Source organism: Aeromonas sp. QDB68, assembly GCF_027707405.1.
Lineage (GTDB): Bacteria > Pseudomonadota > Gammaproteobacteria > Enterobacterales > Aeromonadaceae > Aeromonas > Aeromonas caviae.
The window spans coordinates 26452-35982 of sequence record NZ_JAPCIQ010000036.1 but is presented as its reverse complement, the minus strand read 5'-3'; the positions used below and the strand labels follow the sequence as shown (position 1 = coordinate 35982).

Here is a 9531-nt window from a genome sequence, read left to right as displayed (position 1 = left end):
CCAGCGGGGCTGACGCCCCGGCGAAATTCCCCTCCCACCTACGTCGGAGGGAGTCCCCTTTCGCATTTAAGATGGAGAGGAAGGGGAGCACATTGACCGCATGCTGATCCATCAGGACCCGCACCTCGCCGCCGAGCAGGTCCCCCATGCGCACCAGATTGAAACCGTAGAGCAGGATGTTGACCACGGTGAACACCAGCACCGCAGGCAGATAGCCAGGGTAGCCATGGCGCCATATGAGCCAGACAATTACCGCCCCCACCATCATGTAGCTCAGGCAGGCCAGCAGCACCCGGGGGGCCATCTTGTCGTTGAAGATGACGCTCCAGCAGAGGATCAGCAGATAGACCAGCATGAAGAGGGTGAATGCCCGCCAGTTTGGCGGCTCCCCGAAGAAGCGCTGGATGGCGAGTGGCATCAGGGCGAGGCAGAAGGTGATGAGCAGGTTGGCCAGCCAGATCCCCGCGATATGGGGAAAATGCCTGCATGAAGAAGAGCGATTGCGCCGCCAGGGCACAGAGGCTGGACCACCACCAGAGCCCGAGACCGGGTATTTCCCTATGGGTCGACCAGATGATGGAGAGGGTGATGAATCCCAGGCTGTAGCCCCCGAGGGCCATCAACATCAGGGTAAATACGTCCAGATTGAGCAGAATTGAGGCGTCCATTCCCGAACCTTCCAATGGGGATGGCTGAGTATATGGGAAGCCCATGACAAGACACAGAGGGAGCCTATGGGCCGGGCAAAAATATTTGCCCGACTCGCACGCCCTACTCCCCGTGAAGCGTGCCGGACAACGCCCTGTCTGTGCCCGGATTTTCCACCGAGACGGCCGCCGGATATTTTGCACTTGAACCGGCGCCATTAGATAGATATGTTGTTTTCATGTGGTTTTATGAGTCACCACGAGGGATAAAAGTCTCCATAACTTATTGAGTCTTCTGGCACAAACAGGTTTTGGTACATTTTTCATCCAGCGAACCATTCATAGAATCTCATATGGGGCTTTTGCCCCGACCAAGACAATAATCCTGTCTTGCCTGCTGCCGGATGCAGCAGTCTCTTGTGCCATGGAGTCGCACGGGAGCAGGTTCAAGGCTGACCACATTTACGACAGAGACGTCATTTATGATCAAAAAACTCATTCTCTCTACCCTGCTGCTGTGCGGGCTGGCCAACGCCGCGCCCACTTCCACCCTGGATGCCGTGCTGGAGCGCGGTGTGCTGCGGGTCGGCTTCGATGCCGGCTATCAACCCTTCGAGATGACCAACAAGCAGGGCCAGTACATCGGCTTTGACGTGGATCTCGCCAAGATGGTCGCCAAGGAGATGGGCGTGAAGGTGGAGTTCGTCAACACCGCCTGGGACGGCATCATCCCCGCGCTCTTGACCGACAAGTTCGACGTCATCATGGGCGGCATGACCGTCACTCCCCAGCGCAACCTGCGCGTGAACTTTGCCGATCCCTACATCGTCGTCGGCCAGACCATCGTGCTTCGCAAGGACAAGGCGGGCGAAATCAAATCCTTCCAGGACCTCAACGATCCCAAATACAAGATCGCGGTCAAACTCGGCACCACCGGCGAGCAAGCGGTCAAGCGCATGATCCCCAAGGCCACCCTGCTGCAGTTTGAAACCCAGGATGACGCCAAGCTGGAAGTGATCAACGGCAAGGTGGATGCCTTCGTCTACGACCTGCCCTACAACGCCATCTTCGCGTCCCAGAACCAGGGCGCCGTGGTGCACCTCGACAAGCCGTTCACCTTCGAGCCGCTGGCCTGGGCCATCCGCAAGGGGGATCAGGACACCCTCAACTGGTTCAACAACTACCTGCGCCAGATCAAGGGCGACGGCAGCTACGACCGTCTCTACAAGAAGTGGTTTGAATCCACCGCCTGGCTGAACCAGCTCAAATAACCTCTCAAAGGGGCGGCATGCCGCCCCTTCACGCAGACTCCCCACACGATAACGACAAAAGAGGTTGTGACAGTGATCAACCCCAAACTCACAAGACAGATGGAAAAACAGCCCAATCAGCTGCTCTGGCACGGGATCTTCCTGCTGCTGGTGCTGGCCGCCATTTTCGGCATCTACAAGGCCGTGCAGGCAGTGGATTACACCTGGCGCTGGGAACGCATTCCCCAGTACATCGCCTATCAGGCAGAACAGAAACACTATGCCGAGTTTGACGGCACCGTGGTCGCGGACAAGGGACAGCTCTTCCTGCAAGACGATCTCGACCCCAGCCGCCGTCAGGCCATCGCACCCAAGGGCTCCCAGCTGGCTGAAGGGGATACCGTCTTCCTCGGCGATACCCTGGATGTGCAACTGAGCTGGACCGCCGGCCCCATTGCCTGGGGAGTCTGGGTCACGGTCAAGCTCTCCCTGGTGGCGGGCATCTTCGCCATCCTGCTTGGCACCCTGGCCGGGCTCGCCCGCCTCTCCCCCAATCCGGCCCTGCGCAACCTGGCCGTGACCTATGTGGAGCTCATCCGTGGCACCCCGTTGCTGGTGCAGATCTTCATCGTCTATTTCTTTATCGGCACCGTGCTGAACCTCGACCGATTCACCGCTGGTGTGGCGGCGCTCGCGGTCTTCACCGGCGCCTACGTGGCGGAAATCGTGCGCGCCGGCATCAGCTCCATTCACAAGGGGCAGATGGAAGCGGGCAGAAGCCTTGGCATGACCTCGGCCCAGACCATGCGCTACGTCATCCTGCCCCAGGCCTTCAAACGGGTGCTGCCACCGCTCGCGGGTCAGTTCATCAACCTCATCAAGGACTCCTCTCTGGTCTCCGTCATCTCCATCACGGATCTCACCAAGGCGGGGCGCGAAGTGGTCAGCTCCACCTTCAGCCCGTTCGAGGTGTGGTTCACCGTGGCTCTGCTCTATCTGGTGCTGACCGGCACTCTCTCCTTTCTGGTGCGTCGTCTGGAGGTGAAATATGCGCGCAGCAACTGATCCCGTTATCAAGGCGCCATCGGTGTCGAAATGTTCTGCCATCACCGGCACTCACTGCCCCTTCCCGGTGCGTCGTCTGGAGGTGAACTATGCGCGCTGCAACTGATCCCATCATCAAGGCGACCGGTGTAGAGAAGTTCTACGGCACCGAGGTGCACGCCCTGAAAAACGTCAGCACCCAGGTGGCCGAAGGGGAAGTGGTGGTGATCGTGGGGCCGAGCGGCTCAGGCAAGTCCACCTTCCTGCGCACCCTCAACCAGCTGGAGACCATCAACGATGGCAATATCGTGGTCGACGGCATCAGCCTCACCGAACCCGGGGATGTCAACAAGCTGCGGGAAGAGGTGGGCATGGTGTTCCAGTCCTTCAATCTCTTCCCTCACCTGACGGTGCTGGACAACATCACCCTGGCCCCCCAGAAGGTGAGAGGGCTCTCTCGCCAGGAGGCTGAGGAGCGGGCCAAGGCCCTGCTGCTCAAGGTCGGTCTCTCCAACAAGGCCCAGAGCTACCCCTCCCAGCTCTCCGGCGGCCAGCAGCAGCGGGTGGCCATCGCCCGGGCGCTCGCCATGCAGCCGCGCATCATGCTGTTTGACGAGCCCACCAGCGCCCTCGACCCCGAAATGGTGGGAGAGGTGCTGGACGTCATGAAGGGGTTGGCCCGCGAAGGGATGACCATGGTGGTGGTGACTCACGAGATGGGCTTTGCCCGGGAAGTGGCGGACAGGGTGCTCTTCATGGAGAGCGGCGAGCTGCTGGTGGACGAGAAACCCGCCGACTTCTTCGACAATCCACCCTCCCCGCGCCTGCGCCAGTTCCTGAGCCAGGTGCTATAACCCGCGATGCACCAACACGAAGAGGGAGCCCATGGCTCCCTCTTCTATGCTTGCCTTCTTCACTCCCCCAGATCATCTCCCTGGTGCATTCCTTTTCGCAGCCTCTTGCCATCGGGTTGTCACCACGCCAACGAGCAAGGATGTTAATGAAATTTTAAATTCATCCGGTATGCTGACATCCAACTGGTCCAACCGGATGGCTCACATGGATGTGCAACTGCTCCTGCTCTACCTCTCGCCCCTCTTTCTGGTCTTCATCGGCTGGGAGATGCTCTACCTGCGAAAACACGGCGCCGCCTATCCCACGGCGGGTTACCAGTGGAAGGATCTCTTCGCCAATGCCACCCTGGCACTGATGCATCAGGGGGGCGATGCCCTGGCAGCCATTGCCATTGCCATTGCCATCGCCTATCTCTATGACACCCTTTGGGGCTGGCGACTATTCGATATCGAACTGAACCTCTGGAGCCTTTTGCTGCTCTTTCTGTTGCAGGATCTCTGCTACTGGCTGTTCCACTTCGCGAGCCACCATGTGCGCTGGCTCTGGGCCTACCACGTGGTGCACCACAGCTCGGAGCGGCTCAACCTCTCCACCGCCTTTCGCCAGAGCCTGATGTATCCGGTCTCCGGCATGTGGCTGTTCTGGATCCCCATGATCCTCATCGGCTTCCCCCCCGAGGCGGTGGTGGCCACCGTACTCTTGAGCCTGGGTTTTCAGTTCTTCGTCCACACCCAGGTGGTGGGCAAGCTGGGCAAACTTGAATGGATCTTCAACACCCCCTCCCACCACAGGGTGCACCACGCCAGCAACGCCAGTTACATCGATCGCAATTTCGCCGGCGTGCTCATCATCTGGGACCGGCTGTTTGGCACCTTCGTGGAAGAAGACTTGGGCGAGCCGTGCCGTTTCGGCATCACCAAGCCAATCCACAGCTTCAACCCCCTCACCCTCACCTTCCACGAGTGGCGCGACATGCTGCAAGAGGCCCGGGGCCTCCCCTGGCGGCAAAAGCTCGCCGTGTTGTTTGGCAAACCGGCGGGCCCCACCAGCGGTTGACCCACCGACCAGGATAAAAAAAAAGAGCGCCCAGGGGCGCTCTTTTTCATGACAGGGACACCCCCGGGTCAGACGTGAACGAAGGACCAGACGGCGGGGATCAGGCTCAGCAGCGTCACCCCGGCCAGCAGCCGTTCGCGCCCGCTGAGCCGCTGTTCGGCGCCGAGCTGGCGACGGCTGTAGAGAAACAGCAGCAGACCCGGCCCGTAAAGCAGAAGCGACAGCAGCAGGTACTCCACCCCGGCGGCGTAGAGCAGCCAGAAACCATAACCGCTCGACACCAGCGCCACCACCCGCATCAGGCCGCGGCCCTGCCCACCCTTGCCACTGAAGACCAGCTTGAGCAGGAAGAGGCCGATGAGCAGGTAGGGCACCAGGATCATGGAGGTGGAGATGAGCAGCAGGTTGGTATACCCCTTGCCAAGCAGCCACACCAGCAGCAGGCAGCCCTGCACCGTCAGGCTGGTAAGCCAGAGCGAGGCGATGGGGGTGCCGTTGCGGTTCTCACGCCGGAAGATGGCCGGGAAGGCCCCGTGACGCGCCGCGCTGAACGGCACCTCGGCCGAGAAGAGGGTCCAGCTCACGTAGGAGGCGAGCACCGACACGATGAGGCCGGCGCTGATGAGCAGCTTGCCCCAGGAACCCGTCATCTGGGCCATCAGTCCCGCCATGGAGGGGTTGGGCAGGGCCGCAAGCTCCGGGCGGCTCAATATTCCAAGCGCCAGCACCGAGATGAGCACATAGAGCAGCAGCGCCAGCACCACGCCGAGCACGGTGGCGGTGCCCACATCCCGCTTGTTTCTCGCCCGGGCCGAGAGCACCGCTGCCCCTTCGATGCCGGTGAAGACCCAGAGGGTGATGAGCATGGTGTTACGCACCTGCTCGGAGACCGGTACCGCCAGGGTGCTGCCCTCCTGATCCGCCGCAAAGGTGACCGGATCGAACCAGTAGCAGGCGAACAGGATGAACAGCAGCAGCGGCAGGCTCTTGGCCAGGGTCGCCACCAGATTGAACAGGGCCGCCTGCTGTACGCCTCGGGCCACCAGCAGGTGCACCGCCCAGAGGATGCAGGACTCGCCGATGAAGGCCGCCAGGGTGTTGCCCTCGCCAAACCAGACCCGCTCCGGCGTGTCGACGAAGCTGCCCAGCGCCGCGAAGGCGATCACCAGATAACCCACCACGCCGATGGTGGCACAGAGCCAGTATCCCCAGGCGGAGAAGAACCCCACCAGCTCGCCAAAGCCTGCCCGGGCATAGCTGTAGATGCCGCCGTCGAGCTCGGGTTTGAGCCGCGACAGGTAGAGGAAGCTCATGGCCAGCGCCAGTATGCCGACCCCGGTGACGGCCCAGCCGATCAGCACGGCGCGGGCGCCCGCCACATCGGCCATGTTCTGGGGCAGGCTAAAGATGCCGGCCCCCACCATGGAGCTGAACACCAGCGCCGTGAGGGACCAGAGCCCGATCTTGCTCTCTTTCATGGGCGCTCCTTAACGCAGCCGGCTGGCCAGCGCCTCGATGTGTTCCGGGCCGATGCCGCAGCAGCCGCCGATGAGGTTTGCCCCGGCTCTGCGCCAGCGCTCGGCCCAGCCGAGGTAATCCAGCGGCCCCAGATCGCCACGGATCTCGTCCAGACCGTCATTGGCAGTCGCCTCCTTGGGCTGGGGCGGGAAGGCGTTGGCATAGGCGCCGAGGCGAACGTCGGTGCGCCCCTGAACCTGCAACGCGGCGACGGCCACCTTGAGCGCCCCTTCAATCACCTCGGGCTGGCAGCAGTTGAACAGGATGGCATCCACCCCGGCCGACGCCAACGCGGTCACGGCATCCGCCACCCGCTCGCCGGAGCGCAGGGTGGGCTCACTGCCCGGCGCCTCGTCTTCCAGAGTAAAGGAGACCCAGAACGGCTTGCCGTCCTCGGGCAGCAGGGCCTTGAGGGCCAGGGGCTCGGCGATGAGGCTCATGGTCTCCGCCAGCCAGAGATCCACATGGGGTGACAGGGCACGGATAAGCGGTGTCGCCAGCTCGCTCACCCGCTCGGCCTGATAGAGGTCCGCACGATAGGAGCCAAAGAGCGGCGGCAAGGAACCAGCCACCTTGACGGCTCCCCCCTGCTCGTCGGCCACGTCTCGGGCCAGTTGCCCGGCCAGAGCCGCAAGTGCCTCCCCTTGGGCGGCAAAGCGTGCCTCGCCGATATGGAAGGGCACCAGGGCATAGCTGTTGGTGGTGATCACCCGGGCACCGCTCGTCGCATAGGCCTGGTGTACCTCGCGCACCGTCTCGGGCGCTTCCATCAACGCCAGTGCCGACCACTCCGGTTGACGGAACGGCGCACCACGCCGCGCCAGTTCACGGCCCATACCGCCATCGAGTACCCACAAATCCTGCTTGTCCATCTCTGTCTCTCTGCGTCTCCCCGCCATGACGGGTATTTATTGTGTGAAACCACATTAAGCCATCAAAACATCTAGACGGCTAGAAATCCCAAATATCATGACCCAAAGTAGAACAAGAGGCAATCGGGGGCTACGAACAAATCCGGGCAAGCTCAGGATGATGGCGGCAAAGGGAGATCTCCCCGGCACAGGCATCACCTGGCCAGGCACTGAAACGACAAGAGGCCACCCCGGGGGGTGACCTCTTGTGAAACAGGGGATCAAGGCGGGCATAGCCGCCGATAACCAGGGGCTCAGCGCCCGGCCAGCACCCGCTTGGTCTGCTTGACCCAGTCGGAGACCCGACCCTGCTGGGGATAGCCCTGCCAGATCTGCTCCCACTGGGCGGGGCTGAGCGGGCGGCCCAGCCGACGCTGCACCCCGGCATAGAGGTAGTCGTGGGCCGTGGTGCGGGCCTGGGCCGAGGTGAGGAACTTGGCAACAGGGTCAGTGAGGCGCACATCCCGCATGCCGAGCAGCGGATAGTCGCTGTGCACCGCCGCCAGCATGGTCTCGCGCATGGCGGATTCGATGTAACCCCGGGCAAACAGGGCGGTGACCGATTCAAGCGACCCTTGATCCGGGCCGTGATACTCCTCGTCGAACACCGGGCTGGGCTCTGCCACGGCGCTTTGCACCACCGCATCGGGATCCTGCTGCGGGACCACCACCGCAGGCTGGGGAGCGACGGGTTTGGCAGGCGTCACCGGTTTGCGCGGTGCGCTCTGGCTGCAGGCACCCAGTGCCAGGGTGAGCGCCACACAGGCCAGCGCACGGGAATGAGTCTTCATCTTCATGATTGCTAACGAACTCCTTTAGGATTCCTGAGCGGGCTTCTCATTGCTCGCAGGTTCTACCCGGGTGACCAGCAACTGGTCAATCTTGTAACTGTCGATGTCCACCACTTCGAACTTGTAACCGGCATATTTGACCGAGTCGGTGCGCTTGGGGATCTTGCGCAGCATGTACATGATGAAACCGGCGATGGTCTCGTAATTCTGGTTTTCCGGGAACTCCTCGATGTCGAAGGCGCGCATCACGTCGGAGATGGGGGTCACCCCGTCCACCAGCCAGGAGTTCTCGTCCCGCTGCACTATCTGCTCTTCCACCACGTGGGTGGCCCACTCCCCCATGACGGTACTCATCAGGTCATTCATGGTGACGATGCCCACCACCAGGGCGTATTCGTTCATCACCACCGCAAAATCGCCGCGATGGTTCTTGAAGTACTCCATCGCCTCGTAGAGGTTGAGGGTGTCGGGAATGATGATGACGTTCTGCACCAGGGAGCCGCTGTTGAGATCGATGCTCTGGCCGCTGATGACGCGGATCAGCAGCTCCTTGGCATCCACGAACCCCTTGATGCTGTCGAGGTTGTGGTCGCACACCAGGAACTTGTTGTGGGGGTGCTCGGCGATCTTCGCCTTGATGCTCTCCTCCCCCTCTTGCAGGGTGAAGAAGATGAGGCTCTCGCGCGCCGTCATGGCGGAAGTGACACCCAAGGACTGGAGCTCGAACACGTTCTCGATGAGCTGGTGCTCCTCGCGCTGGATGACACCGGCTTCGGCACCTGCATCCATCACCGCATAAATATCGTCGGAGGTGATCTCGTCGTTGCGCACCATGGAGATGCGCATCAGCCGGAACAGGCCGTTGGCCATGCCGTTGAACAGCCACACCAACGGCATCAGCAAGGTGACGCACAGCATCATGGGACGCACCACCACCACGGCGATCCGCTCGGGCATGGTCATGGCAAGGCGCTTGGGCATCAGATCCGCTATCAGGATGAACATGCCGGTGACGAAGACGAACGAGGCCGCGGAGCTAATCTGGCCGAGCCAGGGCCCCTGGTAGAAGCCAGCAATCAGCTCCCTGATGGCGGGATTGAGGGCGGATTCCCCCAGGATACCGCCGAGGATGGCGACGGTATTGAGGCCTATCTGCACCACGGTAAAGAAGTTGCCCGGCTGGGCCTGCAATGCCAGCACCTTCTCGGCGTGGCGGTTGCCCTCGTCGGCCATCACCTGCAACTTGATCTTGCGGGAGGCGGCAAGGGAGATCTCGGAGAGTGAGAAGAACACGCTGCCGGCGACCAGCAGCATCAGAAAGAACAAACTATCGGCAAAACTCATGATTAACCTATTGCTACAGCCGCCTTAGCACAAGACGGCAAACTGGGCCCGGGAAACCGGACCGTGACTCCATCCGGGACTCACACAGGGGCCATATTCTAGCAGAAAAGCGCCC

At 61.6% G+C, this 9531-nt stretch carries 9 protein-coding genes and 1 pseudogene; 5 read left to right on the top strand and 5 right to left on the bottom strand.

The genetic code is table 11. The annotated features are described in order from the left end of the window. Positions 1-517: pseudogene (locus tag PG892_RS12330) on the bottom strand (hypothetical protein); the annotation flags it as partial. Between the two features lie 612 nt (positions 518-1129). On the opposite strand from PG892_RS12330, the gene PG892_RS12325 reads away from it, so the two are divergent. The 5 genes from PG892_RS12325 (at position 1130) to PG892_RS12305 (ending at position 4852) form a co-directional block, all read left to right on the top strand. Beyond that, the gene (locus PG892_RS12325; protein WP_010675255.1) at positions 1130-1918 is read left to right on the top strand and encodes a transporter substrate-binding domain-containing protein; all 789 of its coding nucleotides are present in this window, start codon (positions 1130-1132) and stop codon (positions 1916-1918) included. A gap of 99 nt (positions 1919-2017) precedes the next feature. Beyond that, positions 2018-2962, top strand: coding sequence for an amino acid ABC transporter permease (locus tag PG892_RS12320; RefSeq protein WP_041201654.1), 945 nt, complete (start codon positions 2018-2020; stop codon positions 2960-2962). Then, the gene (locus PG892_RS12315; RefSeq protein ID WP_257711798.1) at positions 2946-3068 is read left to right on the top strand and encodes a hypothetical protein; all 123 of its coding nucleotides are present in this window, start codon (positions 2946-2948) and stop codon (positions 3066-3068) included. The genes PG892_RS12320 and PG892_RS12315 overlap by 17 nt, the downstream gene beginning before the upstream one ends. Next, on the top strand, positions 3052-3795 hold the full coding sequence (locus PG892_RS12310; protein WP_010675257.1) for an amino acid ABC transporter ATP-binding protein: 744 nt from the start codon (positions 3052-3054) through the stop codon (positions 3793-3795). Before PG892_RS12315 ends, PG892_RS12310 begins: the two co-directional genes overlap by 17 nt. A 205-nt stretch (positions 3796-4000) precedes the next feature. Then, on the top strand, positions 4001-4852 hold the full coding sequence (locus tag PG892_RS12305; protein ID WP_270825446.1) for a sterol desaturase family protein: 852 nt from the start codon (positions 4001-4003) through the stop codon (positions 4850-4852). A gap of 68 nt (positions 4853-4920) precedes the next feature. Here the strand turns inward: PG892_RS12305 and PG892_RS12300 are convergent, their stop codons facing one another. From PG892_RS12300 to PG892_RS12285, 4 genes are all read right to left on the bottom strand, one after another. After that, the gene (locus tag PG892_RS12300) at positions 4921-6330 is read right to left on the bottom strand and encodes a basic amino acid/polyamine antiporter (protein ID WP_043153853.1); all 1410 of its coding nucleotides are present in this window, start codon (positions 6328-6330) and stop codon (positions 4921-4923) included. A gap of 9 nt (positions 6331-6339) precedes the next feature. Beyond that, positions 6340-7242, bottom strand: a complete 903-nt coding sequence (locus PG892_RS12295) for a homocysteine S-methyltransferase family protein (RefSeq protein ID WP_039040257.1) — start codon at positions 7240-7242, stop codon at positions 6340-6342. 293 nt (positions 7243-7535) lie between these two features. Then, on the bottom strand, positions 7536-8078 hold the full coding sequence (locus tag PG892_RS12290; protein ID WP_164884729.1) for a hypothetical protein: 543 nt from the start codon (positions 8076-8078) through the stop codon (positions 7536-7538). Between the two features lie 18 nt (positions 8079-8096). Next, the gene (locus PG892_RS12285; RefSeq protein WP_270825445.1) at positions 8097-9416 is read right to left on the bottom strand and encodes a hemolysin family protein; all 1320 of its coding nucleotides are present in this window, start codon (positions 9414-9416) and stop codon (positions 8097-8099) included. Positions 9417-9531 lie beyond the last annotated feature (115 nt).